Genomic DNA, 15,720 nt, shown 5'->3' with positions numbered 1-15,720 from the left:
TCGGGCGGCATCATGAAATCGTTTTCATTTGCCCCGGAAACCCCCGTGCGTCCGTCCATCAAACAAGTTGCCCATCTGGCTGGCGTCTCCATTGCCACCGTCTCGCGCCTGCTCAACAAGCCAGGCTCGGTCAGTGCGGAAACCGCCGAGAAGATCCATCGCAGCATCGCCGAGCTGGGCTTTCGTCCCAATTTCACCGGGCGCAACCTGCGCGCCGGCAATTCGCGCACGGTCGGGGTGGTGGTGCCGACCCTGTCCAACACGGTCTTCGCCCAGTGCCTGCAAGGTATCGAGCTGGCAGCGCGGGCGCTGGACTATTCGGTCATGTTCACCACCACCGAGTACCTGCCGGAAGACGAATCGGCCGCAGTCGAACTGCTGCTCGGGCATCGCGTCGATGGCGTGATCCTGACGGTGGCCGATGCCGGCGCCAATGCCACGCTGGACCTGCTGGAACGCGAACGCATTCCCTTCGTGCTGGCCTACAACCAGCTGGCCGCCACCGGTGCGGCCAGCCACCGCGCTTCAGTTTCGGTAGACAACCGCGTCGCTGCCTGCGATGCCGTCAGCCACCTGATCGCGCTGGGGCATCGCCGCATCCAGATGCTCTCGGGGCGCTTCAATGCCTCCGATCGCGCCATGCAGCGCCATAGCGGCTATCTCGATGCCATGCAGGCCGCAGGTCTCACGCCGCTGCCGGCCATCGAGGTCGAGCGCCATACGCTCACGGCCGCCACCGACTATCAGCAGATGATGGCCGATCCGCTGCACCGTCCCACGGCCCTGTTCTGTTCCAACGACCTGCTGGCCCTGAGTGCCATGCGCGACCTGCGCGCGCTGGGCTTGCAGGTGCCGGGCGATATCTCGGTGATGGGTTTCGACGGCATTCCCGTGGGGGCCCTCATCGAGCCGGTGCTGGCCAGCGTGGTTCAACCTTCGGAGCAGATTGGCGATGTCGCCCTGCGCACCCTGGTCGAGGCCATCGAGCGTGCGGTGCCTGCGGCGGCCGTGGCTGCCGCCGGGGAGGGTCCCGCCATCAGCACTGCCGCCACCGACGCCGTGCGCCACATCCTCCCGCACGTCCTGCGCGCGGGCGGGTCGGTGGCGCCGCCTGCACCGCTTTCGTCGTGATGTATCCGCAATGGCTCATTCGTTGTCCCCTCGTTGTTCAACCTCTAGGAAAGGATCTGACATGTTCCTGAAACGTGTTATTCAAACTGCTGCCGGCGCGCTGTTGCTGTCGGCTTCCCTGGCTGCATCGGCCCAGACCGCGATCTGCTACAACTGTCCGCCCGAGTGGGCCGACTGGGCCGCGCAGATCAAGGCCATCAAGGACAAGACCGGCATCACCGTGCCGCCCGACAACAAGAACAGCGGCCAGGCCCTGGCCCAGCTGACCGCCGAGAAAGCCAGTCCGGTGGCTGATTTCACCTACCTGGGCGTGTCCTTCGGCATCGAAGCGAAGAAAAAGGACCTGGTGGCCGCCTACAAGCCGGCGCACTGGGATGACATTCCCAACGGACTGAAGGATCCTGACGGTTACTGGGTCACCATCCACTCCGGCACCCTGGGCATCATGGTCAACGTCGATGCCTTGAAGGGCAAGCCCGTGCCCAAGTCCTGGGCCGACCTGCAGAAGCCCGAATACAAGGGCCTGATCGGCTACCTCGACCCGGCCTCGGCCTTCGTCGGTTATGTCGGCGCGGTGGCCATCAACCAGGCCATGGGCGGCACGCTGGACGATTTCTCGCCGGCCATCACCTACTTCAAGAACCTGCAGAAGAACCAGCCCATCGTCCCCAAGCAGACTTCCTACGCGCGTCTGATCTCGGGCGAGATCCCCATCCTGCTGGGCTATGACTTCGACGCCTATCGTGCGAAGTACAAGGACCACGCCAACGTCGCCTTCGTGATCCCCACCGAAGGGACCGTCACCGTGCCCTACGTGGTCTCGCTGGTGAAGAACGGTCCGCACCAGGCCGACGCCAAGAAGGTGCTGGACTTCCTGCTGTCCGACCAGGGCCAGGCCATCTGGGCCAATGCCTACCTGCGTCCGGTGCGTGCCTCGGCCATGTCCAAGGAAGCTCAAGCGCGCTTCCTGCCGGCTGCTGAATACGCCCGTGCCAAGTCGGTGGACTACGGCAAGATGGCCGAAGCCCAGCGCAAGTTCGGCGAGCGTTACCTGGCCGAAGTGCGTTGAATGCAGACCGCAGGAGCAAGCATGAAAAGCATGATCCCCTCCGTCTCCGGTGCGCGCCCTCGGACCGCAGGCAACGGCGTGTGGCTGTGGTTCGCCCTGCCCGGGTTGACGATCTTCTGCGCCTTCTGGCTGCTGCCCATGGTGCGGCTGGTCGGCGTGGGCGCCTCGGGACCGGAGGGGGCGATGGCCTATCTGGCGGTGCTGACCAACCGTCATTACTTCACCAGCCTGGTCTCCACGCTGTTGTTGTCGGCGGTGGTGACGGCGGCCACGCTGGCCATCTCGGTGTTCGTGGGCTTGTTCCTGCAACGCAATCGCTTTCCCGGCCAGTCGCTGTTGCTGGCCATGCTGACCTTCCCGCTGGCGTTTCCCGGCGTGGTGGTCGGCTTCATGGTCATCATGCTGGCCGGGCGCCAGGGTCTGATCGGTTCACTGACCAACTGGCTCTTCGGTGAATCGTTGGTGTTTGCGTATTCGCTGGCGGGGCTGTTTCTGGGGTATCTGTATTTCTCGATTCCTCGTGTGATCCTGACCGTGGTGGCCGCCGCCGAAAAGCTCGACCCGTCGCTGGAAGAAGCGGCGCGCTCGCTGGGCGCCAGGCCCTGGCAGGTGCTGCTGCACGTGGTGCTGCCGGCACTGCTGCCGGCGCTGATCTCGTCGGGTGCGATCTGTTTTGCCACCAGCGTCGGTGCCTTCGGGACGGCCTTCACGCTGGCGGCCAATATCGATGTACTGCCCATGACCATCTATAACGAATTTACCGGCTACGCCAACTTTGCCACGGCCGCTTCGCTGTCCATCGTGCTGGGGCTGTTCACCTGGGCCGTGCTGGCGCTGGCGCGTTCGCTCACCGGCAGCGGCGTTGCGGCGGCGGCATAAGGAAGAGGCCATGCAGAATCGTTTCCGTTTTTATCTTCAGCTGGCCTTCACGCTGCTGGTCTGCGCCTTCCTGGTGGTGCCGGTGGTGCTGTCGATGCTGGCCGGTGTGACCGAGAATTTCTTCGTCGGTTTGTCCAGCGGGCTCACGCTGCGCTGGGTAGCCCAGGTGTGGGACATGTACCAGCCCACCATCTGGCGCTCGCTCATCATCGCGCTGGCCTGCCTGGCGGTGACGCTGGTGGCGGGTGTGCCGCTGGCCTACATGCTGGCGCGCTATCGCGGTGGTCACAGTCGCCTGGCGCGCATCATCGAAGAATTGCTGATGATGCCGGTGGCCGTGCCCGGGCTGGCCACTGCGCTGGCGCTGATCATGGCCTATGGTCAGCTGCGCGAGTTCCGCGCCAGCATCTTCTTCATCCTGGTCGGCCATGTCATCTTCACGCTGCCCTTCATGGTGCGGCCGGTGCTGGCGGTGATGCAGTCCTCGCAGCTGGCGCAACTGGAAGAAGCCGCCGCCAGCCTCGGTGCCGGGCGCCTGCGTCGATTCTTCGGCATCGTCATTCCCAATGCGGCCTCGGGCATTCTGGCCGGGGCGCTCATGGTCGTGACACTGTCCATCGGCGAATTCAACATCACCTGGATGCTGCACACGCCGCTGACCCAGACTCTGCCGGTGGGTCTGGCCGATGCTTACGCATCGATGCGGCTGGAGGTGGGATCGGCCTATACGCTGATCTTCTTTTTCATGATCATTCCGCTCCTGATCGGCATGCAGTGGGCGACCCAGGCAACACGCAAGAAAGTCAGTCTATGAAGCCCAAGCAAGAAGCCGTTTCCATCCGCCTGCAGCAATGCGCCAAGTCCTTTTCCAACGGTACGCGTGCGCTGCAGCCGCTGGACCTTGATATCCATCCCGGTGAAACCCTGGTCCTGCTGGGGCCCTCGGGCTGCGGCAAGACCACCACGCTGCGCATGATCGCGGGGCTGGAGTTTCCCGATACGGGCGGGCAAGTCTTCTTCGGTGACGAAGACGTGACTGCCCTGCCGATTGAAAAGCGCGGTGTGGGCATGGTGTTCCAGAACTATGCGCTGTTTCCCAACATGAGCGTGGGCGAGAACATCGCCTATGGCATGAAGATCCGCAAGATCCCCGCCGGCGAACGCGCCGAGCAGGTGGAACGCCTGTTGGACATGGTGCATCTGCAGGGCCTGTCGCATCGCCGCGTGGACCAGCTCTCGGGCGGCCAGAAGCAGCGCGTGGCACTGGCGCGCGCACTGGCCATGGAGCCGCGCGTGCTGCTGCTGGACGAACCGCTGACCGCTCTGGACGCCAAGCTGCGCGAAGCCGTGCGCAGCGATCTCAACAAGCTGCTGCGTGGTCTGGGCATCACCGCCATTTACGTCACCCACGACCAGGGCGAGGCCATGGCGCTGGGAGACCGCATCGTGGTCATGGAACGTGGCAGGATCTCGCAGATCGGCACGCCGCGTGAAATCTACTATCATCCGGCCAATGACTTCGTGGCCGATTTCATCGGCGCGATGAATCGCGTGCAAGGTATCGTTTCAGGAGATAGATTGTTGTTGCCCAGCGGAAGCCTGCCGCTGCTGGAGCAGCTCGATGCGGCACAACAAGGGCAGCAGGCCTGCGCGTTGTTCCGTCCCGAAGATGTCGAGGTAGTGGATGTCACCGAAGCCGATGCCCAGTGCGTGCGCGGCAAGTTGCTCAACATCTTTTTCCTCGGCGACCGCAGCCGTTTTGAAATCGAGATCGGTACCGAGCGTCCCGTCATCGCAGAGACCAGCCGCCGTGGCTGGTGGGAGGCCGGGCAGCAGATCGCTATTCGCGTGCCCGCCGAGGCACTGGTGAAACTGGCGCCGCGCGCCGAGAAGGAGACCGCATGATCCTGGGTCAGATTTCCGACCTGCACATCAAGACCGATGGCAAGAAATCCTATCGCGTGGTGGATACCGCCGAGGCCTTGCGTCGCTGCGTGCGGCAGGTCAATGCACTGAAGCAGAAGCCGGATGTGCTGGTCATCACCGGCGATCTGGTGGACTTTGGCAAGCCCGCCGAATATGCCTGCCTGCGTCAATTGCTGGCGCCGCTGACCATGCCCTATTACCTGTTGCCGGGCAACCATGACGAGCGCCGTGCGCTGCGTGCCGCGTTTGCCGACCATGCCTACCTGCAGCAGGGGGGCGAGCGCATCGAGTATGTGATCGAGCAGTATCCGGTGCGCATCATTGCGCTCGATACCGTGATCCCGCGTGCCAGCGGTGGCGAACTGGCTGCCTCCAGCCTGCTGTGGCTGGATGAGGTGCTGGCGCAGCAGCCGCAGCGTCCGACCGTGATTGCCATGCACCACCCGCCCTTTACCACCGGCATCGGACACATGGATGACATGGGGCTGGTCAATCCGCAGGCGCTCGAAGCGGTAGTACGCAAGCATCCGCAGGTCGAGCGTATCCTGTGCGGGCACCTGCATCGCTCCATCCAGCGCCGCTTTGGCGGGACGCTGGCGACGACTTGTCCGGGGGTGTCGCATCAGGTGCAACTGGATCTGGATGCACAGGCACCGTCCTGCTTCGTGATGGAGCCGCCGGGTTTCCAGTTGCACTGGTGGGATGCGGCGGCGGGGAGTCTGGTCAGCCATACGGCCTTCATCGGGGAATTCGATGGGCCGTATCCGTTTTATGATGGGGATGAGTTGATCGATTGATCTGTGCAATAGATCAATCGGGGCCGCCGCAGCGATGGCGGCGATGAATGGAAGTAGGGGATATCACTTCCAGACCAGCGCAATCACCGGCGGCTCGCCATAATCCTCGCAACGGTCATTGATGGCCGTGCAGCAGAATTCCACATCTTCCACCAGCGCCGGCAGGCGCTGGTGCAGGTCGGCGCTGTGGCTGATCTCGATGGTCAGCACTTCCTTGGGTTTGAGCCTGAACTTGCACATGCCGTCGTCATCGCGCAGATAGGACAGGCAATCGACCCAGGCATCCATGCTGCGGCCATAGAAATCCGGGAAGCCGAAGGCTTGCGCGCTTTCGGTGTGGAAGCTCTCCCAGTCGGTGATGCGGTCGCCCGCCAATTGTACGGTGGCCATGCCTGCTCTCTTTCAGTTTGCTTTCTTCTCGCGCTTGCCGCCGTCCTTGGGATCGGTGACGAAGCCCAGCTTGGTCAGCCCCGCACCCTGCGCGGCTGACATCACTTCGGCGATCATCTCATAACGGGTCGACTTGTCGGCGCGCAACTGCAGCTCGGGCTGCGGCTTTTTGGCCGCGGCAGCCGCCAGGCGCGCATCCATGTCCGCTTCGCTGACCGGCTGGTCGTCCCAGTACAGCTTGCCGGCGGCATCGATGCCCAGGGTGATGGTCTCCGGTTTTTCCGGGGCCGGGCTGGACTGCGCGGTGGGCAGGTCCAGCTTCAGGGCGTGGGTGAACATGGGCGCGGTGATGATGAAGATCACCAGCAGCACCAGCATCACGTCCACCATCGGGGTGACGTTGATGTCGGCCATCGGGCCCGAGTTGTGGTTGTCGTTGAATCCGCCGAAACTCATGATGGACTCCTCTCGAAGGTCGTGTCGAAGAAATTATTTGCGCATGCCGCCGACGCGCTCGCCGGTGGTCAGGTACGCATGCAGGTCGTGCGCGAAGCCATCCAGTTCGGCCAGCACCACGCGATTGATGCGGGTGAAGGCGTTGTAGGCCAGCACGGCGGGGATGGCTACCAACAGGCCCAGCGCGGTCATGATCAGCGCCTCGCCCACGGGGCCGGCCACCTTGTCGATCTGCACCGTGCCGCTGGCCGAGACCGCCACCAGCGCATGGTAGATACCCCAGACGGTGCCAAACAGACCGACGAAGGGGGCCGTGGAGCCGACCGAGGCCAGCAGGGTGAGGCCGCGTTCCAGGCGCGCCGAGACCCGGTTGATTTCGCGACGCAGGGTGCGCGTGATCAGTTCACCCGGATCGGTGGCGGCGTTGAGCGATGGCGTACCTTGCTGGCGGGTGCCGATGTCGGCGGCTTCGGCGGCGCGTTCGGCCATGGGGGTGTAGATCAGTTCGCTGTCCACGCGCTGCATGGCGGCGGTGGCATCGGCCAGGGTCGGTGCCTGCCAGAACTGTTCCAGCGCATTGCTGCCACGGCGGATGCGCCAGGCGGCCCAGGCCTTGGAGAGGATGTAGAACCAGCTGGCGATCGACATGAGCAACAGCAGATAGGCCACCGAGTGGGAAACGGCATCGCCTTGCGCCCAGTAGTGGGCAAATCCAATGTTCTGTTCCATGGTAGGTGCTTTCGGGAAAGACGCCGCGCTTGCGGCAGGGAGTCAATGACGGTGAAGTCCGGGGCAGTCGCTTGGAGCGGCCGGCCCCAAAAAAATTCGCTGCCGGACCTGGTGGGGCGCGGCAGCGTCGGGCATTTCCTGTGGTGGCGGGCCAGGCTTACTTGAAGCCCAGCACATCCTGCATGTCATACAGGCCGGTCTCTTTGTCGGCCAGGAAGCGCGCGGCGCGCAGGCTGCCCATGGCGTACGAGACGCGGCTGGACGACTTGTGCGAAATCTCGATGCGCTCGCCGATGCCGGCAAACAGCACCGTGTGATCGCCAATGATGTCGCCGCCGCGCACGGTGGCAAAGCCGATGGAGGACGGATCGCGTTCACCGGTGACGCCTTCGCGGGCGTAGACGGCGACGTCATCGAGCTTCTTGCCCAGCGCATCGGCGATGACTTCGCCCATCTTCAGCGCCGTGCCGGAAGGCGCATCGACCTTGTGGCGGTGATGGGCTTCGATGATCTCGATGTCGTAGCCGTGCGAGAAATTCTTGGCCGCCAGTTCCAGCAACTTCATGGTGACGTTGACGCCCACGCTCATGTTGGGGGCGGCCATGATGGCGGTGCGCTTGGCGAATTCGGCGATGGCCGCTTTGCCTTCGGCTTCGAAGCCGGTGGTGCCGATGACTACCTTCACGCCATGGGCGGCGCAGTATTCGAGGTGCTTGAGGGTGCCTTCCGGACGGGTGAAGTCGATCAGTACGTCAGCCCCGGCCAGGCCGCGTGCCAGGTCCGATTCAATGATCACGCCCGTGGTTTTGCCCAGGAACAGGCCGGCATCGGTGCCGATGGCCGCTGAGGTGGGCGTATCGAGGGCGCCGGAGAGCTTGAGATCCTCGGCGTTGAGGATGGCTTCGATCAGCATGCGGCCCATGCGCCCGGAGGCGCCGGTCACCGCGATATTCAATGCAGTCATGTGAAACTCGGAAGAAGGAAGTGCAGGAGACAGGGCTTACTTGTTGGTGGCCGAGGAAGGCGCCACCGGCGAGGCCGGCTTGATCTCGCTCTCATCCTTGGGTTTGTCAGTGAAGCTGGCCTTGGAACCGACCTTGGCATCGGTGATCAGGGTCAGGTATTCACTTTCGGTGGGCAGGTTCTGGCCGCCTTCGACGTGATCCAGCAGGTCATCCTTGAAGAACACCGAGACGCGGCTGGTCATGATCTCGCCATTGCCCTTGGCCAGGCGGAAGTCGTAATCCCAGCGGTTGCTGTGGAACATGTCGGTCAGTAGCGGCGTACCCAGCACGAAGCGCACCTGGTCGCGGGTCAGGCCCGGGCGCAGTTGCGCCACCATTTCCTTGGAGACGAAGTTGCCCTGCTGGATGTCGATGCGATAGGGCTTGAGGAAGCCGAACAGGCTGTTGCTCTTGCCGGTCACCTTCACGCCCGAGGTATCGGTGGGCGCCGCCTGTTCCGGCGCCTTGGTCGAGGAACAGCCGGCCAGCGTGACGGCCAGTGCGGCCAGCAGGCCGAGGGCAGCGGTGTGATGACGGGACTTCATTCGGGAAAGCATGCGCATAAAGATTTCAACCGGGTTGAGCCATGAGCCTAAAGCACTATATGATAAGCTAGAACTTACTTCTTAAATAGGCATGAGTGCGTTCCGGGTGTAAAAGGGCGTTCCCCACCGCCCCGCCGGAACGGTCCGCCAGGTCTTCCCAGTGGACCGCCGCGCCTGTTCGAGACCAGTAAACCCCGGGAACCCACTCTACCATGCCGAACAATCCATCCGAACTGAAGGCCAGCGGCCTGAAGGCGACCCTGCCGCGCCTGAAGATCCTTGAGATCTTCCAGAACACTTCGGTGCGCCACCTCAGCGCCGAAGACGTCTACAAACAATTGCTCTCCGACAACCTGGACGTGGGTCTGGCCACCGTGTACCGTGTGCTGACCCAGTTCGAGCAGGCCGGCCTGCTCCAGCGCAATCACTTCGAAACCGGCAAGGCCGTCTTCGAACTCAACGAAGGCTCGCACCACGATCACCTGGTCTGCCTGGATTGCGGCAAGGTCGAGGAATTCTTCGACGCCGAGATCGAAAAGCGCCAGATCAAGATTGCCCAGGAGCATGGTTTCGAGATCGCCGACCACGCCCTGGCCCTCTACGGTCATTGCAAAAACTGCAAGAAAGTGAAGAAATAAGCCCGCCATCGCTTCCTGGCTCGATTTGAGCAAGGCAGCGTGAAGCAAAATGCAAAAAGCCACGTGTGGTCGCACGTGGCTTTTTTGCGTTCTGGCGGGATGGTTGTGCTGGCCGGGCTCAGTGCTGGCTCAGCGCGCTGGAGAGCAGTTTGGCGGTGATGTCGACGATGGGGATGACGCGCTCGTAGGCCATGCGGGTCGGCCCGATCACGCCCAGGGTGCCGACGATGCGGCCGTTGACCTCGTAGGGCGCGGTGACGATGCTCATGTCGTCCATCGGCACCAGCTGGGATTCGCCGCCGATGAAGATCTGTACGCCGGTGGCCTTGCTGGAGACATCCAGCAGCTGCAACAGCCCGGTCTTCTGTTCGAACATGTCGAAGAGGCGGCGCAGCGAATTCATGTTGGAGGACAGGTCGGTCACCGACAGCAGGTTGCGCTCGCCGGAGATGACCACGCTGTTGTCGGCCTCTTCGCTCATGGCGTCGCTGCCGGCTTCGACGGCGGCCTGCATGAGCGTGGTCATGTCGTCGCGCAGCTGGCGCAGCTCGCCCTGCAGATGCACACGCACCTGGTCGAAGCTTTGGCCGGCGTAATGCTGGTTGATGTAGTTGGCGGCCTGGGTCAATTGGCTGGGGGTGTAATCGACCTCGGTCAAGAGCATGCGGTTCTGCACATCGCCACCCTGGTCGACGATGACCAGCAGGATGCGCTTTTCCGACAGCCGCAGAAATTCGATCTGCTGGAACGCCGATTCGCGCTTGGGAGTCATTACCACACCGGCGAACTGCGACAGCGAGGACAGCACCTGGGCCGCATTGGTGATGATCTTCTGGGACGAGCCGCTGTGCTGCAGGCGCGACTGCAGGCGGCCTTCGAGGGCGCTTTCGTCGATGGCCTCGACGGTGAGCAGGGTATCGACGAACATGCGATAGCCGCGCGGCGTGGGCACACGCCCGGCCGAGGTGTGCGGGCTGGCGACGAAGCCCATCTCTTCGAGATCGGCCATGATGTTGCGGATGGTCGCCGGGGACAGTTCCAGACCGGACAGTTTCGACAGGGCGCGCGAGCCCACAGGCTGGCCGTCGGCGATGTACCGTTCGACCAGGGCCTTCAAAAGTGTGCGGGCGCGGTTATCGAGTTGCATGGGGCATATTCTAGCGGCATATCCGCCAAATGTGACGGCGACTCCGTCCTGGGGGACATTGTACGAAGAATCAGGCCTGCGTTTGCAGCCAGTCATGCAGCTCATGCAGGTCGCGGCAGATGGCGTCCGGCGTGATGCCTGCCGGCAGCGTGCGCTCAAAACGGTTCATCCACACCGCCCGCAGGCCGGCCTGCTGTGCGCCCTGTACGTCCAGCAGCGGGTCGTCGCCCACGTAGACAGTGGCCGCCGGGGCAACCTGCAACGCTTCGCAGGCGGCATGGAAGATGGCCGGGTCGGGCTTGGCGCGGCCGAAGCGGTGCGCGGCAATCGAGACGCCGAAGTGACCGGCCAGGCCAATGCGATCCAGGTCGGCAAAGCCGTTGGAGACCGAGCCCAGCGTCAGCCGTCCCTTCATGCGCAGCAGCGCCGGTTCCACGTCATCGAACAGCGCCACCGTGCTGCGCGCCTCGGAGAATACGGCCATGGCCGGGTCGACCAGCGCCAGGTCCACGTCATGCTCGCGGAAGACCTCGGACAGCGCCGTATGGCGCAGCTTCCAGAGGTCGATGCGATACATGGGATCGGTCTTCATCAAGGCCATGCGGCGTTCGCGCAGGCTGGCAATCGTATGGGCCGCCACCACGGCGGGCGCATGCTCGCGCAGCCAGTCGTAGAGCAGGCCTTCGGCGCGTACCAGCACCGGTTCGATGGCCCACAGGGTATCGTCGAGATCGAACAGCACCGCCTCAATGGAGGAGGGCGCAGGCGAGGAGGGCAGGGGGGAAGCGCTTGGTTTCATTACAATGTCATCTCAAATTATGGTCTAATCCGCAGCATGTGGCCCATCAAATTACCCGTTCAGGCAGCCGTACCCAAAACCGTCGCCATCGTCGGCAAGTTCCAGGCCGTCGGCATCGCGCAGATCTTGTCGGACATCGCCGTGTTCCTGGAGTCGCATGGCCACACCGTGGTCTTCGAGTCCGAGACCGCCGAGAACATCGCCCTGCAAGGCTATGACAGCCTGACGCCCGAGCAGATCGGACAGCAGGCCGACGTGGCCATCGTGGTCGGCGGCGACGGCACCATGCTCGGCATTGCGCGCCAATTGGCTCCGTACAACGTACCGCTGATCGGCATCAACCAGGGGCGCCTGGGCTTCATCACCGATATTGCCCAGGACCGCATGATACCGGCTCTGGCCGACATGCTGGAAGGCAAGGTCGAAGCCGAGTCGCGTTCGCTGCTGGAAGCAAGGGTCTACCGCGAGGGTAGCGAGATCTTCCGCGCGCTGGCTCTGAACGACGTGGTGGTGGCGCGTGGCTCCACCTCCGGCATGGTCGAGCTGCGGGTGGAGGTCGATGGCCGCTTCATGTACAACCAGCGTTCCGATGGTCTCATCGTGGCCACGCCCACGGGTTCCACGGCCTATGCCCTGTCGGCCGGCGGACCGATTCTGCATCCCAGTCTGCATGGCATCGTGATGGTGCCGATTTCACCGCATTCGCTGTCCAACCGTCCCATCACCCTGTCGGATTCCTGCGAGATCGTCATCCAGGTTGTGGCCGGACGCGAGGTCAGCGCCAACTTCGACATGCAGTCGCTCACCAGCGTGCTGCATGGCGACCGCATCGTGATCCGCCGCTCGGCGCACAAGATCACCTTCCTGCATCCCGAGGGCTGGAGCTATTTCGACACCCTGCGCGAGAAGCTGCACTGGAATGAATACCCGTCGATAGAAGGCCGTTTACAATAAGCGCGCCATTGTCCCGGCCGGCGTGTGCCGGTCTGCATGGCACCCCTGGCCTGTTCGTCCAACCCGCTGCGAGACCACCATGCTGCGTACCTTAACGATTCGCGACTTCGTGATTGTCGATGCCATCGAGCTCGAATTCGCGCGCGGATTTTCCGTCTTCACCGGCGAAACCGGCGCCGGAAAATCCATCCTCATCGATGCCCTGGCGCTGGCCATGGGCGGACGGGGCGACCCCAGCGTGGTGCGCGAGGGGGCGGCCAAGGCAGACGTGAGCGCCGACTTCACCGCCACGCCGGAAGTCATGGCCTGGCTGGACGAACACGAATTCACCGGCGAGCACGACGGCGTGCTGCTGCGCCGGGTAATCGACAATGCCGGCCGCAGCAAGGCCTACATCAATGGCAGCGCCGCCACCGCCGCGCAATTGCGCGAAGTCGGCGAGATGCTGGTGGACATCCACGGCCAGCATGCGCACCAGTCGCTGATGAAGGCCGATGCCCAGCGCCAGTTGCTGGACAGCCAGGCCGGCCTGCTGGAACCTGCGCGCGAAGTGGCCACCGCCTACAAGACCTGGCGCGCCCTGGCGCGTCAGCGTGAACAGTTCGAACAGGATGCGCGCAATGTCTTGCTGGAGCGTGAACGCCTGGAGTGGCAGGTGGCCGAGCTGCACAAGCTGGCCGTCAAGCCCGGCGAATGGGCCGACATCAGCACCGAGCACAGCCGTCTCTCACATGCCGCTGCGCTCATCGGCGGCGCGCAGGAAGCGCTGGGGGTGATCTCGGAATCGGAGTCCCCCATCCTCTCGCAGCTGTCCTCGATCACGCAGAAGCTGAGCAAGCTGGTCGATGTCGATACCGCCCTGAAGCCCGTGCTCGATGCACTGGAACCGGCGCAGATCCAGTTGCAGGAAGCGGTCTATGCCTTGAATGATTATCTCGGCCGCGTCGAACTCGATCCCGCGCGATTGCAGGAAGTGGAAGAGCGCCTCGAGGCCATCCACTCCACGGCCCGCAAATTCTACGTGCAGCCCGATGAGCTGCCCGAGGAGCATCGCAAGCTCTCCGAAGAATTGAAGCAACTGGCCGACGCCAGCGACCTCGATGCCCTGCGTGCGCAGGAAGACAAGCTCAAGGACGCTTACCTCGCTCTGGCACAGAAGCTCTCCGGGGCGCGCGCCAAGGCCGCTGCCGCGCTGGGCGAGGCGGTCACGGCGGCGATGCAGGATCTGTCGATGGCCGGCGGACGTTTCGAGATCGCGCTCAATGCCGTGGAGCCGGCCGCCTACGGACTGGAGCAGGTCGAATTCCTGGTGGCCGGTCACGCCGGCGTGGCACCGCGCGCACTGGCCAAGGTGGCCTCGGGCGGTGAGCTGGCGCGTATCTCGCTGGCCATCTCGGTCATCGCCTCGGCCGCCACTACGGTGCCGACCCTGATCTTCGATGAAGTCGACAGCGGCATCGGCGGCGCCGTGGCCGAAGTGGTCGGACGGCTCTTGAAGCGCCTGGGCCAGGAACGCCAGGTGTTGTGCGTGACCCACCTGCCGCAGGTGGCCAGCCAGGCCAACCAGCACTACCAGGTCAAGAAGCGCAGCGAAGGGGGCAAGACCCTCTCCGACATCGACGGGCTGGACGCCAAGGCGCGCGTGGAAGAAATCGCCCGCATGCTGGGCGGACTGGAAATCACCGCGACCACGCGCAAGCATGCGCGCGAGTTGCTGGCTTCCTGATCGCGGCTTCCCTCACAAGAACATCAAGAACACCAAGCTCAACGACTATGGCCTTTCGCAAAGAACCTCCCTACACCCATGGCAGCCCGGCCTCCACCGCCGTGGTGCTGGTCAACCTCGGTACACCCGACGCGCCCAACGCTGGCGCGCTGCGGCGCTATCTCAAGCAGTTCCTGTCGGATCCACGTGTGGTGGAAATCCCGCGGGCGGTGTGGTGGTTCATTCTCAACGGCATCATCCTGCCGTTCCGTTCGTCCAAGTCGGCCGAGAAATACGCCAGCATCTGGACCGAGGAAGGCTCTCCGTTGCGCGTGCATACCCAGGCCCAGGCTACGGCGCTGGGCGCGCAGCTGGCTGCGCGCGGACATCATCAGCTGCAGGTGGTGTATGCGATGCGCTATGGCACGCCCTCCCTGCCGCAGGTGCTGGACCAGTTGAAGGAGCAGGGCTGTACGCGCATTCTGGTGCTGCCGGCCTATCCACAATATTCGGGCACGACCACGGCATCCATCTTCGATGCGGTCTTCGATCACTATCGTCAGGTGCGCAACATTCCCGAGCTGCGCCTGATCCGTAATTATCACGACCAGGATGCGTATATCCAGGCGCTGCGCCAGTCAGTGCTGGACCACTGGGACCTGCACGGGCGGCCGGACAAGCTGCTCATGAGCTTCCATGGCGTGCCCAAGCGCACGCTGATGCTGGGTGATCCCTATCATTGCGAGTGCTACAAGACCGCACGCCTGCTGGCGCAATCGCTGGGTCTGGCCGAGGATCAGTATCAGGTCACCTTCCAGTCGCGTTTCGGCAAGGCAGAATGGCTGCAGCCCTACACCGCCCCGACCGCTCAGGAACTGGGCCGCCAGGGCGTGCGTCGCATCGACGTGATGTGCCCCGGTTTCACCAGCGATTGCCTGGAAACCCTGGAAGAAATCGCCATGGAGGTCAAGGAAGACTTCCTTCACGCCGGTGGCAAGGAATTTCACTTCATCCCTTGTCTGAATGAATCTCCGGCCTGGATCAAGGGCATGGTGGAGCTGGTCGAGCAGCATCTGGCCGGCTGGCCGACCATGAGCAACGCCGCCGCCCGCGAGGAGCTGGCGCACCAGCAGCGCATTGCCGCCGAGCGCGCCAAGGCGCTCGGCGCGGATCGCTGATTTTTCACGAAGCTTCATATCGGCCTGCGCGCAACGGCGGCCTGATCACGTCAGCCTGCTAGAATAGCGGGCTGAACGCCTTTTGTTGCCTGTCCGGCAATGAGCCTGCCGGGTAGCGGCGGGCCAAATTGTTCATACAAGAAAAAAACCGGGCTGGCGCAGTCGTTCAGAGCGTGTATTCACCCACCAGATGGGTATAGCTGATCCAGGCGGTAGCGAGCAGGCTGTACAGGGCGACGAGAATGGTGGCCGCAATCAGTGGCAGTTTCATGATGACACCTTGTTGGCGCGACAAGAGAGGGGAAGTGGTAAAGCCGTCGAACGAGTTGGCCCCAGCGGGCGAGAACTCGAATTCAGTTTAGGTCGGGCTCGA

Annotated in this window: 17 protein-coding genes; 10 read left to right on the top strand and 7 right to left on the bottom strand. The window is 63.5% G+C overall.

From position 1 onward, the window contains the following. The first annotated feature begins 45 nt into the window (after positions 1–45). From HNO82_RS14745 to HNO82_RS14720, 6 genes are all read left to right on the top strand, one after another. Positions 46–1,131 (top strand): LacI family DNA-binding transcriptional regulator, encoded by a 1,086-nt coding sequence (locus HNO82_RS14745; RefSeq protein WP_008325460.1) that lies wholly within the window; start codon positions 46–48, stop codon positions 1,129–1,131. A gap of 61 nt (positions 1,132–1,192) precedes the next feature. Further along, entirely contained in the window at positions 1,193–2,200 is a 1,008-nt protein-coding gene (locus HNO82_RS14740) for an ABC transporter substrate-binding protein (protein WP_008325461.1), read from the top strand. Positions 2,201–2,221: 21 nt separating this feature from the next. Further along, positions 2,222–3,079, top strand: coding sequence for an ABC transporter permease (locus HNO82_RS14735; protein WP_008325462.1), 858 nt, complete (start codon positions 2,222–2,224; stop codon positions 3,077–3,079). A 10-nt stretch (positions 3,080–3,089) separates the two neighbouring features. After that, positions 3,090–3,893 carry an ABC transporter permease gene (locus HNO82_RS14730; RefSeq protein WP_008325465.1) on the top strand — a complete coding sequence of 268 codons (804 nt, stop codon included), beginning with the start codon at positions 3,090–3,092 and terminating at the stop codon, positions 3,891–3,893. Beyond that, complete coding sequence (locus HNO82_RS14725) at positions 3,890–4,984, top strand: ABC transporter ATP-binding protein (protein ID WP_175344241.1); 1,095 nt, start codon at positions 3,890–3,892, stop codon at positions 4,982–4,984. Before HNO82_RS14730 ends, HNO82_RS14725 begins: the two co-directional genes overlap by 4 nt. After that, positions 4,981–5,802 (top strand): phosphodiesterase, encoded by an 822-nt coding sequence (locus tag HNO82_RS14720; RefSeq protein ID WP_175344240.1) that lies wholly within the window; start codon positions 4,981–4,983, stop codon positions 5,800–5,802. The genes HNO82_RS14725 and HNO82_RS14720 overlap by 4 nt, the downstream gene beginning before the upstream one ends. A gap of 63 nt (positions 5,803–5,865) precedes the next feature. Here HNO82_RS14720 and HNO82_RS14715 read toward each other — a convergent pair whose 3' ends face one another. The 5 genes from HNO82_RS14715 to HNO82_RS14695 form a co-directional block, all read right to left on the bottom strand. Continuing rightward, positions 5,866–6,192, bottom strand: coding sequence for a barstar family protein (locus HNO82_RS14715; protein ID WP_175344239.1), 327 nt, complete (start codon positions 6,190–6,192; stop codon positions 5,866–5,868). Between the two features lie 12 nt (positions 6,193–6,204). Beyond that, entirely contained in the window at positions 6,205–6,648 is a 444-nt protein-coding gene (locus tag HNO82_RS14710; RefSeq protein WP_175344238.1) for an ExbD/TolR family protein, read from the bottom strand. Between the two features lie 33 nt (positions 6,649–6,681). Beyond that, positions 6,682–7,377: a MotA/TolQ/ExbB proton channel family protein gene (locus HNO82_RS14705; protein ID WP_008325475.1), complete on the bottom strand. Its 696-nt coding sequence runs from the start codon at positions 7,375–7,377 to the stop codon at positions 6,682–6,684. Positions 7,378–7,534: 157 nt separating this feature from the next. After that, positions 7,535–8,341, bottom strand: coding sequence for a 4-hydroxy-tetrahydrodipicolinate reductase (gene dapB / locus HNO82_RS14700; protein WP_008325477.1), 807 nt, complete (start codon positions 8,339–8,341; stop codon positions 7,535–7,537). A gap of 36 nt (positions 8,342–8,377) precedes the next feature. Next, complete coding sequence (locus tag HNO82_RS14695; RefSeq protein ID WP_008325478.1) at positions 8,378–8,926, bottom strand: outer membrane protein assembly factor BamE; 549 nt, start codon at positions 8,924–8,926, stop codon at positions 8,378–8,380. Positions 8,927–9,138: 212 nt separating this feature from the next. Between HNO82_RS14695 and fur the strand changes: the two genes are divergently transcribed. Next, entirely contained in the window at positions 9,139–9,564 is a 426-nt protein-coding gene (gene fur, locus HNO82_RS14690) for a ferric iron uptake transcriptional regulator (protein ID WP_008325479.1), read from the top strand. 118 nt (positions 9,565–9,682) lie between these two features. Here fur and hrcA read toward each other — a convergent pair whose 3' ends face one another. Further along, on the bottom strand, positions 9,683–10,711 hold the full coding sequence (hrcA, locus tag HNO82_RS14685; protein WP_008325480.1) for a heat-inducible transcriptional repressor HrcA: 1,029 nt from the start codon (positions 10,709–10,711) through the stop codon (positions 9,683–9,685). Positions 10,712–10,781: 70 nt separating this feature from the next. Continuing rightward, a complete protein-coding gene (locus HNO82_RS14680) occupies positions 10,782–11,510 on the bottom strand; it encodes an HAD family hydrolase (RefSeq protein WP_175344237.1) in 729 nt (242 codons plus the stop codon). Positions 11,511–11,546: 36 nt separating this feature from the next. On the opposite strand from HNO82_RS14680, the gene HNO82_RS14675 reads away from it, so the two are divergent. From HNO82_RS14675 to hemH, 3 genes are all read left to right on the top strand, one after another. Further along, entirely contained in the window at positions 11,547–12,464 is a 918-nt protein-coding gene (locus HNO82_RS14675; protein WP_008325482.1) for an NAD kinase, read from the top strand. 79 nt (positions 12,465–12,543) lie between these two features. Then, positions 12,544–14,190: a DNA repair protein RecN gene (gene recN / locus HNO82_RS14670; protein WP_175344236.1), complete on the top strand. Its 1,647-nt coding sequence runs from the start codon at positions 12,544–12,546 to the stop codon at positions 14,188–14,190. A 47-nt stretch (positions 14,191–14,237) separates the two neighbouring features. After that, a complete protein-coding gene (gene hemH, locus HNO82_RS14665; protein WP_175344235.1) occupies positions 14,238–15,347 on the top strand; it encodes a ferrochelatase in 1,110 nt (369 codons plus the stop codon). The last annotated feature ends 373 nt before the right edge of the window (positions 15,348–15,720 follow it).

It is taken from the genome of Herbaspirillum sp. C9C3, assembly GCF_013359625.1.
Classification (GTDB): domain Bacteria; phylum Pseudomonadota; class Gammaproteobacteria; order Burkholderiales; family Burkholderiaceae_D; genus Herbaspirillum.
This window is presented reverse-complemented; position numbering and strand designations above follow the sequence as displayed.

Bases quoted from the DNA above. Each gene is read 5' to 3' on its own strand.
- HNO82_RS14740 (WP_008325461.1), top strand. From the start codon at position 1,193: ATGTTCCTGAAACGTGTTATTCAAACTGCTGCCGGCGCGCTGTTGCTG.
- HNO82_RS14735 (WP_008325462.1), top strand. From the start codon at position 2,222: ATGAAAAGCATGATCCCCTCCGTCTCCGGTGCGCGCCCTCGGACCGCA.
- HNO82_RS14730 (WP_008325465.1), top strand. From the start codon at position 3,090: ATGCAGAATCGTTTCCGTTTTTATCTTCAGCTGGCCTTCACGCTGCTG.
- HNO82_RS14725 (WP_175344241.1), top strand. From the start codon at position 3,890: ATGAAGCCCAAGCAAGAAGCCGTTTCCATCCGCCTGCAGCAATGCGCC.
- HNO82_RS14720 (WP_175344240.1), top strand. From the start codon at position 4,981: ATGATCCTGGGTCAGATTTCCGACCTGCACATCAAGACCGATGGCAAG.
- HNO82_RS14715 (WP_175344239.1), bottom strand. From the start codon at position 6,192: ATGGCCACCGTACAATTGGCGGGCGACCGCATCACCGACTGGGAGAGC.
- HNO82_RS14710 (WP_175344238.1), bottom strand. From the start codon at position 6,648: ATGAGTTTCGGCGGATTCAACGACAACCACAACTCGGGCCCGATGGCC.
- HNO82_RS14705 (WP_008325475.1), bottom strand. From the start codon at position 7,377: ATGGAACAGAACATTGGATTTGCCCACTACTGGGCGCAAGGCGATGCC.
- dapB (WP_008325477.1), bottom strand. From the start codon at position 8,341: ATGACTGCATTGAATATCGCGGTGACCGGCGCCTCCGGGCGCATGGGC.
- HNO82_RS14695 (WP_008325478.1), bottom strand. From the start codon at position 8,926: ATGAAGTCCCGTCATCACACCGCTGCCCTCGGCCTGCTGGCCGCACTG.
- fur (WP_008325479.1), top strand. From the start codon at position 9,139: ATGCCGAACAATCCATCCGAACTGAAGGCCAGCGGCCTGAAGGCGACC.
- hrcA (WP_008325480.1), bottom strand. From the start codon at position 10,711: ATGCAACTCGATAACCGCGCCCGCACACTTTTGAAGGCCCTGGTCGAA.
- HNO82_RS14680 (WP_175344237.1), bottom strand. From the start codon at position 11,510: ATGAAACCAAGCGCTTCCCCCCTGCCCTCCTCGCCTGCGCCCTCCTCC.
- HNO82_RS14675 (WP_008325482.1), top strand. From the start codon at position 11,547: ATGTGGCCCATCAAATTACCCGTTCAGGCAGCCGTACCCAAAACCGTC.
- recN (WP_175344236.1), top strand. From the start codon at position 12,544: ATGCTGCGTACCTTAACGATTCGCGACTTCGTGATTGTCGATGCCATC.
- hemH (WP_175344235.1), top strand. From the start codon at position 14,238: ATGGCCTTTCGCAAAGAACCTCCCTACACCCATGGCAGCCCGGCCTCC.